This is a genomic window from Marinobacterium arenosum, from assembly GCF_019795155.1.
Taxonomy (GTDB): Bacteria; Pseudomonadota; Gammaproteobacteria; order Pseudomonadales; family Balneatricaceae; genus Marinobacterium_C; species Marinobacterium_C arenosum.
The window spans coordinates 1-19807 of the sequence record NZ_JAILYN010000064.1 but is presented as its reverse complement, the minus strand read 5'-3'; the positions used below and the strand labels follow the sequence as shown (position 1 = coordinate 19807).

14 protein-coding genes and 1 pseudogene are annotated in these 19807 nt (G+C 58.7%); 10 read left to right on the top strand and 5 right to left on the bottom strand.

Going from position 1 to position 19807, the window contains the following annotated elements; translation table 11 throughout:
• The first annotated feature begins 685 nt into the window (after positions 1-685).
• Both K6T12_RS19465 and K6T12_RS19460 read left to right on the top strand, forming a co-directional pair.
• Positions 686-928, top strand: coding sequence for a hypothetical protein (locus tag K6T12_RS19465; protein ID WP_222224600.1), 243 nt, complete (start codon positions 686-688; stop codon positions 926-928).
• 198 nt (positions 929-1126) lie between these two features.
• On the top strand, positions 1127-1687 hold the full coding sequence (locus K6T12_RS19460; protein WP_222224598.1) for a tetratricopeptide repeat protein: 561 nt from the start codon (positions 1127-1129) through the stop codon (positions 1685-1687).
• Between the two features lie 151 nt (positions 1688-1838).
• On the opposite strand, the pseudogene K6T12_RS21630 reads toward K6T12_RS19460, so the two are convergent.
• Positions 1839-1991: pseudogene (locus K6T12_RS21630) on the bottom strand (IS256 family transposase); the annotation flags it as partial.
• 153 nt (positions 1992-2144) lie between these two features.
• On the opposite strand from K6T12_RS21630, the gene K6T12_RS21625 reads away from it, so the two are divergent.
• Positions 2145-2387 carry a transposase gene (locus tag K6T12_RS21625; protein ID WP_390879102.1) on the top strand — a complete coding sequence of 81 codons (243 nt, stop codon included), beginning with the start codon at positions 2145-2147 and terminating at the stop codon, positions 2385-2387.
• 213 nt (positions 2388-2600) lie between these two features.
• The gene (locus K6T12_RS19450; protein ID WP_222224601.1) at positions 2601-3548 is read left to right on the top strand and encodes a cytochrome-c peroxidase; all 948 of its coding nucleotides are present in this window, start codon (positions 2601-2603) and stop codon (positions 3546-3548) included.
• A gap of 632 nt (positions 3549-4180) precedes the next feature.
• On the opposite strand, the gene K6T12_RS19445 is transcribed toward K6T12_RS19450, so the two are convergent.
• On the bottom strand, positions 4181-5053 hold the full coding sequence (locus tag K6T12_RS19445; protein ID WP_222224596.1) for a lipase family protein: 873 nt from the start codon (positions 5051-5053) through the stop codon (positions 4181-4183).
• A gap of 342 nt (positions 5054-5395) precedes the next feature.
• Between K6T12_RS19445 and K6T12_RS19440 the strand changes: the two genes are divergently transcribed.
• Complete coding sequence (locus tag K6T12_RS19440) at positions 5396-6094, top strand: SDR family oxidoreductase (protein ID WP_222224594.1); 699 nt, start codon at positions 5396-5398, stop codon at positions 6092-6094.
• Between the two features lie 6 nt (positions 6095-6100).
• On the opposite strand, the gene K6T12_RS19435 is transcribed toward K6T12_RS19440, so the two are convergent.
• On the bottom strand, positions 6101-6586 hold the full coding sequence (locus tag K6T12_RS19435) for a hypothetical protein (RefSeq protein ID WP_222224592.1): 486 nt from the start codon (positions 6584-6586) through the stop codon (positions 6101-6103).
• Positions 6587-6733: 147 nt separating this feature from the next.
• Between K6T12_RS19435 and K6T12_RS19430 the strand changes: the two genes are divergently transcribed.
• Positions 6734-8788, top strand: a complete 2055-nt coding sequence (locus K6T12_RS19430; protein WP_222224590.1) for a sensor histidine kinase — start codon at positions 6734-6736, stop codon at positions 8786-8788.
• 13 nt (positions 8789-8801) lie between these two features.
• Here the strand turns inward: K6T12_RS19430 and K6T12_RS19425 are convergent, their stop codons facing one another.
• Positions 8802-9428: a LysE family translocator gene (locus tag K6T12_RS19425; protein ID WP_222224587.1), complete on the bottom strand. Its 627-nt coding sequence runs from the start codon at positions 9426-9428 to the stop codon at positions 8802-8804.
• A gap of 212 nt (positions 9429-9640) precedes the next feature.
• On the opposite strand from K6T12_RS19425, the gene K6T12_RS19420 reads away from it, so the two are divergent.
• Positions 9641-10540, top strand: coding sequence for a helix-turn-helix transcriptional regulator (locus K6T12_RS19420; protein WP_222224586.1), 900 nt, complete (start codon positions 9641-9643; stop codon positions 10538-10540).
• An 84-nt stretch (positions 10541-10624) separates the two neighbouring features.
• Entirely contained in the window at positions 10625-11167 is a 543-nt protein-coding gene (locus tag K6T12_RS19415) for a YbhB/YbcL family Raf kinase inhibitor-like protein (protein WP_222224584.1), read from the top strand.
• A gap of 1157 nt (positions 11168-12324) precedes the next feature.
• Here K6T12_RS19415 and metH read toward each other — a convergent pair.
• Positions 12325-16026, bottom strand: a complete 3702-nt coding sequence (gene metH, locus K6T12_RS19410; protein ID WP_222224582.1) for a methionine synthase — start codon at positions 16024-16026, stop codon at positions 12325-12327.
• Positions 16027-16565: 539 nt separating this feature from the next.
• Between metH and panD the strand changes: the two genes are divergently transcribed.
• Both panD and K6T12_RS19400 read left to right on the top strand, forming a co-directional pair.
• The gene (gene panD / locus K6T12_RS19405) at positions 16566-17000 is read left to right on the top strand and encodes an aspartate 1-decarboxylase (RefSeq protein ID WP_222224581.1); all 435 of its coding nucleotides are present in this window, start codon (positions 16566-16568) and stop codon (positions 16998-17000) included.
• 618 nt (positions 17001-17618) lie between these two features.
• Positions 17619-19607: a propionyl-CoA synthetase gene (locus tag K6T12_RS19400; RefSeq protein WP_222224579.1), complete on the top strand. Its 1989-nt coding sequence runs from the start codon at positions 17619-17621 to the stop codon at positions 19605-19607.
• Positions 19608-19807: the final 200 nt, after the last annotated feature.

The following is a 19807-nucleotide window of genomic DNA, read 5'->3' as shown; positions in this document are numbered from 1 at the left end:
AGGCCTGTTTGAATCGTTGAAGGAAAATGACTGTCAGTGATCAATCAGGAAAAAATGAGCGGAAGGAGGCGAAGTCGGATGGGAATATTGGTGCCGAAATGTCTAATCCGACAGCCTCGTTAGTTGTTTTAAAAGTGCTGGTTTTGTTGACTTGTTACACTGCCTGGCTTTTTCGATCTATATGATCTTTATTGTGGTGCGCTAGTTAAAGGGTAGCGCTTTTGTGTAATTTAGGTTAGGTGGTGGTGAACGTGTATTGGTTGAAAAGTATTTTTTGAGATGGAAAAGCCATCAAAAATGAACTTAAGGTGAAGTCAGACGATGCAAAAAGGCAGCGGAGTTTATATTCGGATTGTAGGCGAAGCGGTGGAGTATAAAAAATGATCGCCTATTTTTTCTTGGGTGTTGTTATATATTTAGTTTCATTTGTTTGTTTCTTTGTTGGCGTTTATTTTTATGAATACACATGGTATGGATCGTGCCTTATTGCTGCTTTTTTAGTATGGCTATGTGTTGTTTCTATCTTTATTATATATTCACTTAAAAGTGGTCTCAAAGTATGGTGGGTTTTTCCATCTGTTTATTTTGTGCACCATCCACTAGAAATGATTGCTATGGTTATTATTTGGGCGATAGGCGGATTTGCGCCTTAGAGTTATTGCATATTCGTGGCTGAGTTTAATCTATGATGGACCTGGCGGGCATCATTGGAGAAGGTCACACGATCATATTGATCAAAATAGGTAATGTAATAATTATAATTATTGACTTTGAAAATGGTTGGGTAGGTGTTGGGTTAGGCCTAAAACAGGACGATATTGATCGTCTAATTACGATATTGAAAATATTTAAGGATAATCATGACTCACATTTTAATTTAATGAGCAACTTCGAAGGTGAAAAAAGCGTAGGGGATATGGAGTTTTAAATAGAAGATGATACTCAAGTGGATAACGCCATTGTTAGTGGTCTTCCTATATAACCAACCAGATGATAGCTGGAGCTTTTATAGCATCTAATGAAAAATTAAAAGTCGTCCTGTCAAAGTATATGCTGGCTATATGATGTACATGTTGATTTATATATGGGGTGTGGGAGTCATAAAGTGAGGTTGGATTAGAGTTTTATGAATGAAAATATTGGGCTTGCAAATAAGTTATATAATAACGGGCATTACTCTAAGGCGTTTAATATATATTTAAATCATGCGCTAAAAGGAAACTCACATTGTTGTAGATTTGTCGGTTGGATGTACCTTTCTGGCATGGGGGTTGATAGAGATGTTGAAAAAGCATTATGTTTTTTTAGCAAAGAAGGTGATGAAGATTTAGAGGCTAGATTTGGTAAGGCTAAGGCATATATGGTTAAAAATAGTATGTCCAAAGCAATCAATATATTGAGTGATCTTTCTCGTTTGGATTATCCTCCAGCACATTATTGGATGGGTAAGTTATATTTAGAAGGACTTAGTGTTGAACGGAATGTTGAAAAATCTTTGAGATTTTACAGCATGGGAGCGCGGCGTAATCATCTGCCATCTTGTCGAGAGGAAGCTTTTTTATTGATAAAGGGTAATGGCGGCATTAGAAATATTCCGCTGGGGTTTTATAAATATTTTAAAAACTTTAGGAATGCAGTTGGAATATTAATATTTAATAAAGGTGGTGATAATAGAATGCTTGTGTAATATTATGTTGATAAGGCTAGTGGCTTTAAGTGGGGTTGTTTTATTGGAATTGCTTCGCGGTTATTAAGTGGTTGTGGTTTTAATGTGAATATAAATGTGAGAGTGTGGTCTGTCATGCCGAGGGGGGGTCATAGTTCTGTGTCAGCGTAAATCACAGGTCCACGTATTGATCGACCTTGCCTGGAAAGTGGATGGTCAACTGGAATAGCGTCAGGTTACAGTTTTGTAGCGGATGCGTCCACTTCTCGGAGGCCTTTAGTATCCCCGTATACAGCAGCTTTAACAAGCTGGTTTCATCGGAGAATATAGTTCCCCCGCTTTAGTGGACACCTCGATCTAACAAAGTCGCGGTGATAAATGCCAGCGTACAAGAACCAGAAAAAGACACGACAGTACACGAATGAGTTCAAAGTCAGAGCTGTTAAACTGACTCACCTGAGTGGAGCGAGCGTGAAAGGTGTCGCGGATATCACTGGATATCCATCCCTTCATGTTGTCGCGGTGGCGTAAGGAATACCGGGAAGGCAAGATCGTGGCGGACAAGCGGAAGAAGGTCGGCAAGAAACCGCAAACGCTGAGCGAGAACGAACGGGTTCGAATGTTGGAGAAGCAGGTTGCGGATTTGAAAGAGGAGAACGACCTGCTAAAAAACTGGCAACGGCTTCTCTCGGAGGAACGCAAGAAAGGTTCCGGTTCGTAGCCAAGCACCGCGAGCGTTGTTGATGGTTAATGCGGTGCTGGTCAGCGTTAAAAAGAATTGTTTGGCTTGGAAAACGCCTGGATATCGATTTCGTACTTATCAGCCATGCTGTGTCGCTCCCTTTTTCAGTCAAGTGTAGGAAACGACACAGAACTCTGAACACTACCAGCCGACGCTCAGCCAGCCGGGTCTCTAGGTCTACCACTACTACCTATTCTATTAGATAATTCTCAAATCACGGCAAAAATCGATCTTGGTGCCCTGCTGTTCAAAGATAAACGCTTAAGCTCCGATGGGACCATTAGCTGTGCAAGTTGTCACCAGCCGGATAAGGCCTTTGCCGACGACCTGGCTGTTGCCGAGGGTATTGGCGGACAGCAAGGGGTACGCAACACCCCCAGCCTGTTGAATGCCGCCTATATGACGACGCAATTTTGGGATGGGCGCCGTGAAACGTTGGAGGACCAGGCGCAGGACCCGCTGTTCAATCCCATTGAACATGGTTTAACGGGGCCGCAGCAGGCGCTGGATCTGGTGCGTGGCGACGCAGACTACCGGCAGCGTTTCCAGCAAGTGTTTAATGTCTCCCCTGCAGAGATCCGTATGGAACATCTGGCCCAGGCGATTGCCGCCTTTGAACGTACGTTACTGGCGGGTGATTCACCGTTTGACCGTTACCAGTATGGCAGTGACCAGCAGGCGTTAACGTCCGCCGAGCGGGAGGGGTTGGCGTTGTTTACTGGCCGGGCCGGCTGTAGTGGCTGCCACAGCATCGGTGAGGACAGCGCTCTGTTTACCGATAACCGCTTTCACAGGCTTGGAGTGGGGTTTAAGAAGATTGAATCCCGGCTGGCGGAGATCGCCCGGATCTATGTGTCCAGTGCTGATCCGGCGGAACAGCTGAGCCCTTTGGAGATATCGGAGATGGGCCGTTTTGTCGTTACCGGTAAACCGGCCGATATTGGCAAATTTAAAACCCCATCGCTACGCAACGTGACACTTACCGCGCCCTATATGCATGATGGCAGTGTGGCGACTCTGGAAGAGGCGGTCGAACTGGAGATCTACTACCGCAGTCAGGAACGCGCTCGGCCGTTGATCCTGACGCCGGTTGAAAAGGCCAATCTGGTGGCTTTTCTGAAGGCACTGACCAGTCCTTAGAATATATACCGTCGTGGATGATCATTTGCGGAGTTGAGGCTGTTGCCTTTGAGAAGGGGCTTGTTGAAATTTGCGGTTGGAGCTCGCAGCAACACTCAGATGCAGTGAAGGATGGGGCCCGCAATTATTTTAACTTCTGGAGCGCACTGGCTGATGGTTAACGCTGTGCTGGCGAGCGTAAAAAAGAAGTGCTTGTCTTTGAAAATCCGGGTCGGCTACCGGAAATTTGGGTCGCCGCTGAAGCGCCTCCTACAACAGCGCTCTCACGCAGCAGGCAGATCCTGGTAGGCGCGCCCTAGGGTGGGCACGTTTTTTGTGCCCACGGGTTGCTTATCCGTCAAATGTCCCGTCTTTCGAATCGACCTGCCCGCTATCCTTGCTCAGCAAATATTCACCAAGCGACTATCGTCAGGGAAAGGCGATAATTGGATATCTTTGCTTTCTAGTTATCTCAATTCAGTTACTTTCGCGTGGGCACAGACCACGTGTCCACCCTACCGTTTGGGTCGCCGCTGAAGCGCCTCCTACAACAGCGCTGTCACGCAGCAGGCAAATCCTTGTAGCAGCGGGCTTCAGCCGCGACCCGGCTCAGTTGCCGATGCCCCGCCCGGAGGCATCGGCAGGCTATGAAGTTACACGAAATTCAGGTTTTCCAGCTGGTAGGTGAATACGTGCCAGGCGTGGTTCAGCACCGCTTCGGCTTGTTCCGCCACCCAAGTGTCGTCCGGCACCAGCCAGCCGCCGAAGTCGGCCTGCTCGTTCACCCCCTCAAGCCAGAAGGTTTCGCCGTACTGGCGCTGCTCGACCACCAGGCCGGCCAGCTCCGAACCCAGCGTCGTGTTGTCCATCTGGCCGTTGTAGTCGGTCAGGAAGTCGCCCTGCACGTTGAAGTTGGTGACCTGGTCGGCATGGGCGATATCGAGCGCCAGGTTGTCGATGGTGGGCTGGGACAGGCCGGCGGCATCGAATACGATCGCCTCGTTGCCGGTGGCCAGGGCCGCAGCGGTGGCCAGGCCGCCGCCCAGGCTGTGGCCGGTGAAGGAGAGCTCGATGGCGTCTTCGCCGCTCAGGCCCCGGGCATTGTTGTAGTCGTCCAGTTGCGCTTGCAGCGAGCGGGCCAGGTCGGTGGCCTGCTGGTACTGTTCCGACTGGCCGAACGCCTGCTCGGCATCTTCCACCCAGTCGACCGCCGACAGCGGCTCGGTGCCGCGGAACGACACCACCAGGTCGCCGCTTTCGGTATTTTCAAAGATCTTGTAATCCAGCCCTTCGCTGCCGATCCAGTCGATATAGCTGCCGCTGGCGTCGATCTCGCGGTAGTTGTCGGTGGTGAAATCCTGCGCTTTGATATCGTCGATGCCGCTGAACAGGCTCAGGCCGACATCGACGGTCAGGTAATCGTCCCAGTCATAGGCCTGGGAGGCGAGCTTGGCGAAATCGAGCGCCTGCTCATATTCAGTCTGAGTCATACCTGAGGGAAGGTTGTTATTAATGCTGTCAGGCATTACGTGATACTCCTTTGTTATTTTTTTTGAGTGATGTATCCAGAACCGGCTAATTTAACGCTGGCCGGAGAAGCCCGCTTTTAATTAACCGAATTGCCGAGCTTAGTGGCTGCTCAAAGCGTGGCCAATAACAAAAACATCTGTTTCCAATGACAGAAAAATTCGTTCCGGTCGGTCATCGGAGCAGGCTTTTATTTCAGAAGAGGAGGTCCGTCAGTCGCTGGCGGAAGCGCTGCGTTGTATTGTCGGCCATACCGGTAACGGCGGGTGGCGCGTTATACTGGCGACCGGTTGAAAGAGGAGCCGGCTTCGGCCCACCGATACAGGATCAGGGAGATAGAGATGAGCAGCAAAACCGTATTGATTACCGGTTGTGGCCGGGGGATCGGCCTGGAGATGGTGCGCCAGTATGCCGAGCAGGGCTGGCGGGTGCATGCCTGTGCCCGCAATGTCGATCAGAATGCTGCACTCGGCCGGTTGGTGGGCCAGTACCCCGACATCGTGCTGCATGAGCTGGATGTGACCGACGATACGCAGATCGCGGCGCTGGACCGCTCGCTGGGCGGAGAGGCGATCGATCTGCTGATCAACAACGCCGGTGTCTACGGCCCCAAGGGGCTGGTGTTCGGGCAGGTGGAACGGGAAACCTGGCGCCGGGTGCTTGAGGTGAATACGATCTCGCCGCTGATGGTCACCCAGGCGCTGATGGGCCGGTTGCTGGCCGGTGATCTGAAAAAGGTGGCCCTGGTTTCCAGCAAGGTCGGCAGTATCGCCGACAACGGCTCCGGCGGCGGCTACTACTACCGTAGCTCCAAGACGGCGCTCAATCAGGTGGTCAAAAGCCTGTCGATCGATCTGGCAGAGCAGGGCGTCAAGGTGGCGGCGCTGCATCCCGGCTGGGTGCAGACCGATATGGGCGGTCCCAATGCGCTGATCGACGTGAACCAGAGTGTGACCGGACTGCGCCAGGTGATCGAAAACCTGGATGCGTCCAGCAGCGGCGGCTTCTTCGACTACCAGGGCAACGAGATCCCCTGGTAATCCATCTTAACCGCCGAACATCAGTCCGTGCGAGCCGGCCACCGCACCGAGCACGGCCAGCAGGCTCAGCGACAGCAGCAGGCTGTGCATCCGCTGCAGATTGCGGAAGGTGCCGTCGCTATCGCGCTGCGCCTGCTGGTGGAACCAGCGGTGCAGGAACAGCGGTTCGAAGACGAACAGGATCAGCGAAAACAGCAGCCAGATCAGCGTCATCAGGTGCAGCCACCAGAATTGCGGCGACAGGTAGCGCGACCAGCCGTCCAGCGCGTAGAGCATGTAGAAACCGGACAGGCCGGTCAGCAGGGTGGTCAGTTTGGCCTGCAGTGCGAAACGGCCTTCCAGCGCCTCGAACAGCGCCATCCGCCCGCTCGGTTCATGCCGTTTCAGCGCCGGTAGCAAGACGGTGGTGACGAAGGCGACGCCGCCAATCCAGAGCACGACGCCGAACACATGCAGCGCGCGGGCCAGCACCAATGCGTGGTATTCGTTCATATCCGTTCCTTCAGGTTGGGTCGGCGTGTTTATGGTTCTGGACTATACCGGTGAGGCGCCAGCCATTACCATCCGTTTGATCAAGTTTGCCAGTGTTTTGAACCGACTAACCGCAGCACAGGAAGCAGTCTATTGAACGCCCGCCGGATGATCCTTATTGCTATTGCCTGGTGTCTGCTGACGCTGGCGGCTGCGATGCTGGTCGGCCAGCAGGTGCGCGACTGGTCGTTGCAGCAGTTGCAGACCGAGGGACAGGACCGGCTGCTGGCGACCATCAACCGGATCCGCAGCGCGCTGGACGAATATCGCTACCTGCCGTTTCTGCTGACCCAGAACGACGATGTGCGCCGCTTGCTGCTGGCCGATAACCCGGAGCACTGGACCGAGGTCTCGCGCTACCTGGAACAGACCAACCTGGTGGCCGGTGCCGCCGGCTTGTTCATCCTGGACCGCAAGGGGCGGGCGCTGGCCTACAGCCATTGGCGCGAGGCGGAGGGGTTCTTCGCCGGCTCCCATGCCGAACAACCCTATTTCCTGCAGGCGGCCGGCGGCGAACAAGGGCGCCATTTCGCCCTGCAGCACGGGGTGGCGCCGGCCTACTTCCTGTCGGCACCGGTCTACAACCAGCATATCTTTATCGGCGCAGCGGTGGTGCGGGTCAATCTGCTAAACCTGCTGCCGGAGCTGCCCGATGCGGAGCTGTTCACCGTCTCCGACGATAACGGCCAGGTATTCCTGACCCCGCGCAGCGGCTGGCAGCTGCAGCGGCTCGATTCGCTATACCAGAAACAGAACCGGCTGGAGCTGGCGGACGGCACCAGCGTTCAGCTCTGGCTCCTGGCCGACAAGCGCCGGCTGATGGCGCAATCGGTGCGGCTGGATGACCTGGGCTGGACCTTCACCAGCCTGACGCCGATTCGGGAAGCGGAGCAGCGCGGCCAGGCTTTCATGTTGGCCACCCTCGGCGGCGGCCTGGCCCTGGGGTTGTTGTTGCTGTACGTGCGCGAGCGTCACCTCAAGCATCTGTCGCAGCAGGAGACCCGCGACGCCCTGGCGCGCAGCGAGGCGCAGCAGCGTACCATCATCAGCCAGTCCGAAGTCGGCCTGATCACCATTGATCAGCAGGGTGGCATCCTGTTCATCAACCCGATGGCGATGCAGCAGTTCGGCGTTTCCCAGCCGCTGGTCAACGGCATGAAACTGGAAAACCTGCTCGCCGGGCTGGACCAGTTCGGCCCGATCCGGCGGGCACTGTCTCGGCTGGCTCAGCCCGGCTTCGTGCCGGTGACCGGTTACGAGGTGGTCGGTCGGCGCGGCGACGGTACCGAGTTCCCGATGCTGTTCTCGATCCGCCGGATGCGTAATGAGCCGGAGCCGCAATATCTGGTGACGGTGATCGATATCACCCGTCGCAAACGGTTGGAGCATGCCCTGCGCGATGCCAACGAATCGCTGGAACAGAAGGTGATCGAACGCACCCGGGCGTTGGAAGCGGCCCAGCAAGAGCTGGTACAGGCCGGTAAGCTGGCTGCTTTGGGGCGGATGTCGAGCGCGGTGGTGCATGAGCTGAACCAGCCGCTGACCGCGATGCGCACCTACCTGGCGATCTGCCGACAGCTGCTCGACCAGCCGCAGTTGCTGGCGGAAAACCTGAAGCTGCTGGACGGCCTGACCAACCGGATGGAGGTGATCACCCGGCAGCTGAAGACCTTCGCCTACAAGAAGCCTGAAGCGCTGGGGCCGGTGTCGCTGGCGACGGTGATCGACCAGAGCCTGCTGCTGTTCCGTGATCGCTTCGCGAGCGGCGGCATCGAGTTGAATTGCCGGCCGGAGCAGGCGGCGGTTTCGGTATCCGGCGACAGTGCCCGGCTGGAACAGGTGCTGATCAACCTGGTCAAGAACGCCTGTGACGCGATCGACCAGCAGGGCGGCCGGGGTGAAGTGCTGATCGCCGTCGAACGCATGAATGGCCAGGTGTTGTTGCAGGTGGCGGACAGTGGGCCGGGGATCGCCGAGGAGCATCTGGAGCAGCTGTTCGAGCCGTTCTTCACCACCAAGTCGATCGGCAGCGGGCTGGGACTGGGGCTGGCGATCGTTGCTTCGATCGTGCGCGATCTCGGTGGCGAGATCAGCGTCAGCAACCGGCCTGAGGGGGGCGCCTGCTTCCGGGTAACCCTGCAGGCCGCCGACAACGAACCGTAACGAACAGTAACCCTCAGTTGCGCGCTGCCAGGTAGACACCGGCGCCCATCATGATGCCGCCGGCACCGCGGTTCAGCCGCTGGATCGCCCGCGGCGAGCGCAACATGCTGCTGGCCCAGGCGGCGCAAGCGGCAATCAGCATCAGGCCGGCCATCAGCGCGATCAGGGTCAGCCCGGCGGCCAGTGCGATCGCCTGGTGAGTCAGTGCGCTGAGATCCATGAAGGTCGGCAGAAAGGCGATATAGAACAGGATCACCTTTGGGTTGGAGGCGGAGATCAGGAATCCCTGGCCGAAGCTGATCAGCGCGCCCCTGCCGTTGCCGGATTTCTGCTCATCCTGCTGGCCGGTCAGGTCCGGTTTGCTGGTGAACAGCTTGTAGCCGAGATAGAGCAGGTAGGCGGCGCCGACAATGCGGATCACCGTAAACAGCCCGTTCCAGTGCTCGGCGATGGTTGCCAGGCCCAGGCAGGCCAGCACCAGGTAGCTGATATCGGCGATCACCATGCCGAAGGCCAGCAGGGTGCAGGCGCGGGCGCCATCGACCATCGCCCGTGCCAGGATGGCGAACACCCCCGGCCCCGGCGTCACACCGAAGATAAAGATGGCGATAAAGAAGGTCAGCGCGCTTTCCGGTGACATGGTGGCTTCCTGCAATGATGGTTCTGGTGACGAGACTGGCAGTGTCGCCGTTTGCCGCCGCGGATGCAATCGCGGGGTTTTGGCAGCGGCTGCTGTCCCGGCCGGCGGAGCGTCTGCTCGAGAAAGCGACTGCTTTCCCGCCGGTGGACTGCTAGCCTTAGCCGATCATTCATGGCCTGCGGGACAGGGGGCTGAACAGGAGGATGTTTACCTTGCAGCAAACGGAACGAGCACGACTGCTCGCGCGGCTACGTACACTGATATTGGCGACCGATAGCCAGGGCCCCTATCTCCGTTTCCACTGCGTGCAGCCGCAGCGGCTGCATGCGGTGCCGATCCATCAGCCGGCGCTGATCCTGGTGTTGCAGGGGGAGAAGCGCCTCTACTCTCCGGCCGATAGCGCTACGGAAGGGCAGCTGCTGCTGTTACCGGCCGGCAGCAGCCTGCAGTTTGAAAACCTGCCGCAACGGGGCGCCTACCTGGCACTGGTGCTGGGTTTTAGCCAGCAAGCGGTGGCGCTCTATCGGCAGCTTCAGCCGTCGCTGACGACCAACAGTCCGCCGCGCTTTCTGGCGGATAGTACCAACGACCTGTTAGAGGCGTTGTGCCAATTCCTGCAGCGGTTGCCGAGCAAGGCGGATGACAGCCGCTGGTGCCTGCTGCGCCAGGTGGAGCTGCTCAGCGCGCTGGCCGACGCCGATCAGGTGCAGGCATTGCTGTCGAGCGGCAGCGAACGCTGGCGTGACCGGGTGCTGGCCCAGTTACAGCTGGACCCGGCCCGACCCTGGAAGATCGAACAGCTGTGTCAGGCGCTGGCGACCAGCGAAACCTCGTTGCGCCGCAACCTGCGTGACGAGGGTACCGGCTTTCGGGAGCTGCTGGACGAGGTTCGGCTCGGTCAGGGGCTGATGCTGCTGCAGGCCAGCCGGCTGCCGGTCGGCGAGATCGCCGAGCGCTGCGGCTACCAGTCTGCTTCGCGCTTCAGTGAGCGGTTCCGCAACCGGTTCGGTATGACCCCGGCTAAATTACGGGCCACGTTGCCGGACCAACAGGGCGCGGCGGAGCGGGGCGAGATGATGGAATCGGCCGAATTGACTGAATTGGCCGAATAAGGCGAAAACGCGGCTGGATCGGGCTAAAGGCTTGGCTCGATGGCGGGATAGCATCTGCATCTCACCAATCGACAGGAGACCGAGATGAAACGGATGCTTGTTCCTGCGCTGGCGTTGCTGACCAGCGCTGCCGCCCAGGCCGAAATGACCCTGACCAGCACTGATATCCAGGCTGGCGACCGGATGCCGAAGGCCCAGGAGTTCAGCGGCTTCGGCTGCAGCGGTGATAATCGATCGCCGGCTTTGAGCTGGCGGGATGTGCCGGCCGGTACCAAGAGCCTAGCGTTGACGGTGTACGACCCGGATGCGCCGACCGGCAGCGGCTGGTGGCACTGGCAGGTGTATGATCTGCCGGCCGGGTTGACTGCATTGCCGGCAGGGGCTGGCCAGCCGGACAGTGAACTGCTGCCCGAAGGCAGTCGGCAGGGGCCGAACGACTATGGCCAGCAGGCGTTCGGCGGCGCTTGTCCGCCTAAAGGCGAGCTGCATCGTTACCAGTTCACGCTGCATGCGCTGGATGTCGAACGGCTGCAGGTGCCGGAACAGCCGTCGGCAGCGCTGATCGGCTACATGATCAATGCCCATAGCCTGGCATCGGCGCGGCTCGAAGCGCTGTACAGCCGTTAATCCGGCTATTGGCTTTACACAGCTAGCGTCCTATTGAATCCGTTCGCCGCGAGGCGCGCCCCACAGCGACTCCGTGGCCTGTCGCCCTCGGAGCGGGCTGCTACGACGTCCGGGACCTGTAGCAGCGGGCTCCGACCGCGACGGGGTGGCATCGTTCGTGGGTATCGCCCTTGGCACCCATGGGCGTAATAAGAGGGCTGCTACGAAGCCCGGCCCCGGCCGGGTAGGTCTATCCGTGACCCATGGGGGTCTTTAGAAATCCGTGGCTTGTCGCCCTCGGAGCGGGCTGCTACGAAGCTCGGACCCTGTAGCAGCGGGCTCCGTCTGCGACGGGGCGGCGTAGTTCGTGGGTGCCGCCCTCGGCATCCCTGGGCATAACAAAAGGGCTGCTACGAAGCCCGGACCCCGGCCGGGTAGGTCTATCCGCGATCCATGGGATTCTTTCGAAATCCGTGGCTTGTCGCCCTCGGAGCGGGCTGCTACGAAGCTCGGACCCTGTAGCAGCGGGCTCCGACCGCGACGGGGCGGCATCGTTCATGAGTATCGCTCTCGGCGCCCACGGGCATAAAAAGCGGGCTGCTACGAAGCCCGGACCCTGTAGCAGCGGGCTCCGACCGCGACGGGGCGGCATCGTTCCTGAGTATCGCTCTCGGCGCCCACGGGCATAAAAAGCGGGCTGCTACGAAGCCGAAGGCCTGTAGCAGCGGGCTCCGACCGCGACAGGGTTGTGGCACGGTCCGCGGATGTCGCCCTCGGCACCCGCGGGCATAAAAGCGGGCTGCTACGAAGTCGAAGTCCTTGTAGCAGCGGGCTCTGACCGCGACCGGGTTGGCACGGTCCGTGGGTGTCGCCCTCGGCACCCGCGGGCATAGAAGCGGGCTGCTACGAAGTCGAAGCCCTTGTAGCCGCGGGCTCTGACCGCGACAGGGTTGGCACGGTCCGTGGGTGTCGCCCTCGGCACCCGCGGGCATAAAAGCGGGCTGCTACGAAGCCGAAGGCCTGTAGCAGCGGGCTCTGACCGCGACCGGATTGGAACGGCCGCAGGTGTCGCCCTCGGCACCCGCGGGTATAAAAGCGGGCTGCTACGAAGTCGAAGCCCTGTAGCAGCGGGCTCTGACCGCGACCGGGTTGCCGATCATTGATCGAATCGAATCGAATCAACCTTCCTCCGGCTCGTAGCCCAGGTTCGGCGCCAGCCAGCGTTCCGCCTCGGACTTCTCCATACCGGTACGCTTGGCATAGTCCTCCACCTGATCCTCACCGATCTTGGCAACACCGAAGTACTGCGACTGCGGATGGCTGAAGTACCAGCCCGATACAGACGCGGCCGGCATCATCGCGTAGCTGTCGGTCAGTGTCATGCCGGTGTTGGCTTCGACATCCAGCAACTGCCACAGCAGGCCCTTCTCGGTGTGCTCCGGACAGGCCGGGTAGCCGGGCGCCGGGCGGATACCCTGGTATTTTTCCTTGATCAGCGCTTCGTTATCCAGCGTCTCGTCGGCGGCATAGCCCCACAGCTCTTTACGGACCTTGGCGTGCATGTACTCGGCGAAGGCTTCGGCAAAACGGTCGGCCAGCGCCTTGACCATGATCGAATGGTAATCGTCGTGGTCCGCTTCATAGTGGGCAACCAGTTCGTCGCAACCGTGACCGGCGGTTACCGCGAAGGCGCCGAAATAATCCGCCTTGCCGCTGGATTTGGGCGCAATGAAGTCGCTCAGGCAGAGGTTCGGCTTGCCGGCCACCTTCTCGGTCTGCTGACGAAGGTGGTGCAGGGTGGTCAGTACCTCTGTCCGCGACTCGTCGGTGTACAGCTCGATATCGTCCTTGTCGGTGGCGTTGGCCGGGAACAGGCCGACCACGCCACGGGCGGTCAGCAGTTTCTCGTCGACCAGCTTCTTCAGCATCGCCTGGGCGTCGGCGTACAACTGGCGGGCGTGCTCGCCGACCACCTCGTCATCGAGGATGCGCGGGAAGCGACCGGCCAGCTCCCAGGACATGAAGAACGGGGTCCAGTCGAAGTATTCCTGCAGTTCGCTCAGCGGCACATCGTCGAATACGTGGATGCCGGGCTTGGCCGGTACCGGCGGGGTGTAGTCGGCCCAGTCGATCGGCAAGCGGTTGGCGCGGGCGGCGTCCAGGCTGACCCGGCGCTTGTCGTTCTGGCGGGCGGCGTGGCGCTCGCGGATCGCCTGGTACTCCTGCTGGGTTTCCTTGACGAACGCCGCCTTGCGATCGGACAGCAGGTTGGAGGCCACGCCCACCGCGCGAGAGGCGTTGGTGACGTGGATCACCTGGTCGCGTTTCAACGCCGGCTCGATCTTCACCGCGGTGTGTGCCTTGGAGGTGGTGGCGCCGCCGATCAGCAGCGGGATGTCGAAGCCCTGGCGCTCCATCTCCTTGGCGACATGGACCATCTCGTCCAGCGACGGGGTGATCAGGCCGGACAGGCCGATGATGTCGGCGTTCTCGTCGCGGGCGGTCTTCAGGATCTTCTCGGCCGGCACCATTACACCGAGATCGACGATCTCGAAGTTGTTGCACTGCAGGACCACGCCGACGATGTTCTTGCCGATATCGTGTACATCGCCTTTCACGGTGGCCATGATCACCTTACCCGCGGAGGTGCTGGCGCCGCCGGATTTCTCGGCCTCGATGTATGGCATCAGGTAGGCCACCGCCTTTTTCATCACACGGGCGGATTTCACCACCTGCGGCAGGAACATCTTACCGGCGCCGAACAGGTCGCCGACCACGTTCATGCCGGCCATCAGCGGCCCCTCGATGACGTGAAGCGGCCGTTCGTAGTTGTGGCGGCACTCCTCGACATCCTGGTCGATAAACTCGGTGATCCCCTTGACCAGCGCGTGCCCCAGCCGCTCGTTCACGTCCCAGCTGCGCCATTCGGCAGCTTGAGGGTCCTCTTCTGCAGCGCCGTCGCCACGGTATTTCTCGGCGATCGCCAGCATCTTCTCGGTGGCGTCATCGCCTTGGTTCAGTACGATCGCCTCGACATGCTCGCGCAACTCCGCCGGCAGGTCGTCGTAGATCGCCAGCTGGCCGGCGTTGACGATCCCCATGTCCATGCCGTTCTTGATGCAGTGGTAGAGGAACACGCAGTGGATCGCCTCGCGTACCGGGTTGTTGCCACGGAACGAGAAGGAGACGTTGGAGACCCCGCCGGAGATCTTGGCGTAGGGCAGGTTCTGCTTGATCCAGCCGGTTGCCTCGATGAAATCGACCGCGTAGTTGTTGTGCTCGTCGATGCCGGTGGCGATGGCGAAGATGTTCGGGTCGAAGATGATATCTTCCGGCGGGAAGCCGACCTGGTCGACCAGGATCCGGTAGGAGCGCTCGCAGATCTCGATCTTGCGCTGGTAGGTATCGGCCTGGCCGGTCTCGTCGAATGCCATCACGATCACCGCCGCACCGTAGCGGCGGATCTTGCGGGCCTGTTCGATAAAGTTCTGCTCGCCCTCCTTGATGGAGATGGAGTTGACCACCCCCTTGCCCTGGATGCACTTCAGGCCCGCTTCCAGCACCTCCCACTTGGAGGAGTCGATCATGATCGGCACCTTGGCGATATCCGGCTCGCCGGCGATCAGGTTCAGGAAGTGCACCATGCAGGCTTCGGCATCCAGCATCCCCTCATCCATGTTGATATCGATGATCTGGGCGCCGTTCTCCACCTGCTGGCGGGCGATATCCAGCGCGGTCTCGTAATCGCCTTCCTTTATAAGGCGCTTGAACTTGGCCGAGCCGGTGACGTTGGTCCGTTCGCCAACGTTGACGAACAGCGTTTCCTCACCGATGTTCATCGGTTCCAGACCGGCCAGGCGGCACTCCACCGGCAGGTCGGGCAGGGCGCGCGGCGCTTCCTTGATCACCGCCTCGCGGATCACCCGGATATGCTCCGGCGTGGTGCCGCAGCAGCCGCCGACGATATTCAGAAAACCGGAGCGGGCCCACTCGACGATCTCCTCGGCCATCTGTTCCGGCGTCTCGTCATATTCACCGAAGGCGTTCGGCAGGCCGGCGTTGGGGTGGGCGGAGACATAGGTGTCGGCGACGCGGGACAGTTCCTCGATATACTGGCGCAGCTCCTGCGGCCCCAGTGCGCAGTTCAGGCCGACCGAGATCGGCTTGGCGTGGCGTACCGAGTTCCAGAACCCTTCTGTCGTCTGGCCAGACAGGGTGCGGCCAGAGGCATCGGTGATGGTGCCGGAGATCATCACCGGCAGGCGGATGCCGCGATCATCGAAGTAAGTTTCCACCGCGTAGATCGCCGCCTTGGCGTTCAGGGTGTCGAAGATGGTCTCGATCAGGATGATATCGGCGCCACCCTCGACCAGGCCGTCGACCGACTCGGTATAAGCCTCGACCAGTTGGTCGAAGCTGACGTTACGGAATGCCGGGTCGTTAACGTCCGGCGAGATCGAGCAGGTGCGGTTGGTCGGGCCCAATACCCCGGCCACGTAGCGCGGTTGATCCGCTGTCGAATACTGGTCGCAGGCTTCACGGGCCAGGCGGGCCGCTACCACGTTGATCTCGCGGCTCAGCGACTCCATCTCGTAGTCGGCCATCGCGATGGTGGTGGCGTTGAAGGTGTTGGTCTCGATGATGTCGGCACCGGCGGCCAGGTATTCGCCGTGGATCTCGCGGATCAGATCCGGCTGGCTGAGTACCAGCAGGTCGTTGTTGCCCTTGACCTCTACGTGCCAGTCAGCGAAGCGCTCGCCGCGATAATCCGCTTCCTCCAGCTTACGCTGCTGGATCATGGTACCCATGCCGCCATCGAGGATCAGGATGCGCTGCTGGAGGGCGTCGGTAAGCTGTTGAGTCTTGTCTTGTACTGTCACGGGCCGGATTCCAATCTGTTCTGTTACTGGCACGCCGGGCGTCGGCTGCAACCTGTTACGGGTGCGCCGGCAGTGCGATTAAGGGCGAATCTGCGCAGCGGCCGGCTCTGCCTGACCGATTCTGTCAATGATACGCCTTTGGGTTGTGAATCATTGTAATTCAATTGCTTGCGAGATTCTTTGAATAGCTCTCATACGAATACTGAAGGCTGTTCATGCAGGCGGCTCAGGAACCGTTCGGCTATAGAAAAAATCCCTTGAACGGTCGTTAATTTTTACGCGGAAGCTGATAGAATTGGCCGCCTTGCCCGCCGCAGTAGATAGATATACCAACGTGCTGGTTCTATTTATCGGCAATTTTAGTACTATGTGCGGCGCAACATACCTGTTTCAGGTAGTAGACCGATTGAAAAGAAACGCTCAGACGTTTCCTGTCCGCCAGCGAGCGCATCGCGGCGGAGCCGGTGGATCGGCCCGGGGGCTGATCCGAGTTGGGGCTGGGATTTCCCAGGAATGGAGAGCAAACGCAGGTTTTTGTCATGCTGCAAACATTCTTGAAGGCCAAGCTGCATCGGGTAACCACGACGCATGCTGAGCTTCACTATGAAGGTTCCTGTGCTATTGATGGCGTACTTCTTGATCGCTCCGGCATCAAGGAATACGAGATGATTCACATCTACAACATCAATAACGGCGAACGTTTCACGACCTACGCTATCCGTGCGGAAGATAACAGCGGTGTTATCTCGGTCAACGGCGCGGCGGCACACAAGGCCAGCAAAGGTGATCTGCTGATCATCGCAGCTTATGTGCAGCTGGATGAGAAAGAAGCGGAACAGCATCGTCCGACGCTGTGCTACTTCGAAAACGCCAAATCTGACGGTGGTGCAGGTGCATCTGATGAGGAACTGCGTGCACGCAACGCCCTGACGGGCGTGAAAGAAGCGATTCCGGTTCAGTCCAGCGATATGTAATCGCCAGATCTTCCAGAAAGCCGCCTTCGGGCGGCTTTTTTGTGCCTGCTTTTTAATTCCAGGGCTGCGCGTTGCGTTGGCTGTTCTCCGCGACAGGGCGGGCTGTTACGGAGAGCTGAATCTGTAGGGCGCCACCGGGGGCGCCAATAAAACGCCTACCGGCGTTTGGCCGGCCGGGTCCGGCCCTACAACGGAACCCTGTAGCAGCGGGCTTGGCATGCCCTTTGGGTACCGACCCTAGTGGGGTTGGCACGGCCCCTGTAGGAGGGGATTTATCCGCGACCAACAGCGGTGTCATCGGTGCCATGATCTATCGCCCGCGTAACTGCGGGCATAAAAGCGGACTGCTATGCAACAATTGTATCGCGCGGACTATCCGATTCAACGAGCCGCTTGAAGCTTGTCGCTCCGCCATTAATTCCACGACTATCAAATGGCAAAGTGTCGGCAATCTTTGATATGTAGCAGGCTTGTCAGGCCGCATTGTCGACAATCCTTCTTGTCCAGTTAGAAAGCTACTTAGTTGTCAATTATCACCTCATCACAAGTAAAACCGCCCGTATTTGAAGCAATGTAATGCTTTTGTCGTAGTTATCTTCGCCGGCGTGTCGGTTACAGTTGGACGCTACAAGTGAGGCAACTGTCTACAATAACAATCATAAAGCGCCTCCCGAGTCATTGATTGTCAACGAAAACAAGAAAGGACCGGTGCATATGTCCTACCAAGCAGAGTATTCCAAATCGATTGAAACCCCAGAGCTGTTCTGGGCCGAGAAGGCCGAGGCGCTGGCATGGTTCAAGAAACCGCAGACGATCCTGTCCCAGGATGAAAACGGTATCGACCGCTGGTTCGCTGACGGAGAGTTGAACACCGCCTACCTGGCGCTCGATTACCATGTTGAAAATGGCCGTGCCGATCAGCTGGCGATCATCTACGATTCGCCGGTGACCGGCACCAAGCGGCAGTTGAGCTATCGCGAACTGCGTGACGAGGTGGCCAAGTTCGCCGGCGTGCTGAAAGCACAGGGCGTGGAGAAGGGCGACCGGGTGGTGATCTACATGCCGATGGTGCCGGAGGCGCTGGTGGCGATGCTGGCGGTGGCCCGGCTGGGTGCGATCCACTCGGTGGTGTTCGGTGGCTTTGCACCGCACGAACTGGCGGTGCGTATCGACGATGCCGAGCCCAAGGTGATGGTGACCGCCTCCTGCGGTATCGAAGTGAGCAAGGTGATCCCTTATAAGCCGATGCTGGATGAGGCGATCGAAAAGTCTGCCCATAAGCCGGATGCCTGTATCGTGTTGCAGCGCCCGCAGGTTGAAGCCGAACTGCAGGCTGGCCGTGACCTGGATTGGCAGCAGGCGATGGCCGATGCCGAGCCGGCCGACTGCGTACCGGTCAAGGGTACCGACCCGCTGTATATCCTGTATACCTCAGGCACCACCGGCAAGCCGAAAGGGGTGGTGCGCGACAACGGCGGCCATGCGGTGGCGCTGAACTACTCGATGAAAGCGATCTACAACATGGAACCGGGCGACGTGTTCTGGGCGGCGTCCGACGTCGGCTGGGTGGTCGGTCACTCCTATATCGTCTATGGCCCGTTGCTGGCCGGTTGCACCACCATCGTCTACGAAGGCAAGCCGGTTCGCACGCCGGATGCCGGAGCATTCTGGCGGGTGTGCGAAGAGTATGGCGCCAAGGCGTTGTTCGCCGCACCGACCGCGTTCCGCGCCATCAAGAAGGAAGATCCGGAAGCGGCTGAGCTGGCCAAGTACGACCTGTCCAGGCTGGAAACCATCTTCATGGCCGGCGAGCGCCTGGATCCGCCGACCTACCACTGGACTATCGAGAAGACCGGCAAGCCGGTGGTCGACCACTGGTGGCAGACCGAAACCGGCTGGGCGATCTGCGGCAACCTGGTAGGTGTCGAGAAGAAAGAGCCGAAGCCGGGTTCCGCGACCGTACCGGTACCGGGCTTCAATGTGCAGATTCTGGATCCGGAAGGCAACGAACTGCCGGCCGGCGAGCAGGGCAGTATCGCCATCAAGCTGCCGCTGCCGCCGAGCTGCCTGCCGACCATCTGGGGCGACTTCGAACGCTTCCGCACCGGCTACCTGAACGATTTCCCGGGCTACTACTGCTCCGGTGACGGTGGTTACAAGGATGAGGATGGCTACGTCTTCATCATGGGGCGCACCGATGACGTGATCAACGTCGCCGGCCACCGTCTCTCCACCGGCGAGATGGAAGAGATCGTCGCCGGTCATTCGGCGGTGGCCGAATGTGCGGTGATCGGTATCAACGACCCGTTGAAAGGCCAGCAGCCGGTCGGCCTGGTGCTGCTGAAAGATGGTGTCGACGTGGATGAAGCCGAGCTGGAAGCGGAGCTGGTTGCGCTGGTACGCAAGGAGATCGGCGCGGTGGCCTGCTTCAAGCGTGCGGTCGTCGTGCAGCGTCTGCCGAAAACCCGCTCCGGCAAGATCCTGCGCAAGTTGTTGCGACAGATCGCCGATGGCCAGGACTACAACATCCCGTCGACCATCGACGATCCGGCCAGCCTGCCGGAGATCGAAGAGATCATGGGGCGCCACGGCCTGGTAACCGCCTGAGCGTTCGCCCCATCAACGAAGCAACCTAAGTAAAGGGAATCACCCTTAGCTCCTTTGAGGCGGCCAACTGGCCGCCTTTTTTTGTGTGCGCCAGGCATGGCGCGTAGCGCCTTGACTGGCGCTGTTCCGGTACGCGTGGTGGCGGCCGGATGACTTGGTGGTGAAAGTCCACTGTCGGCCCGGCAAGGGGAACGATTAGC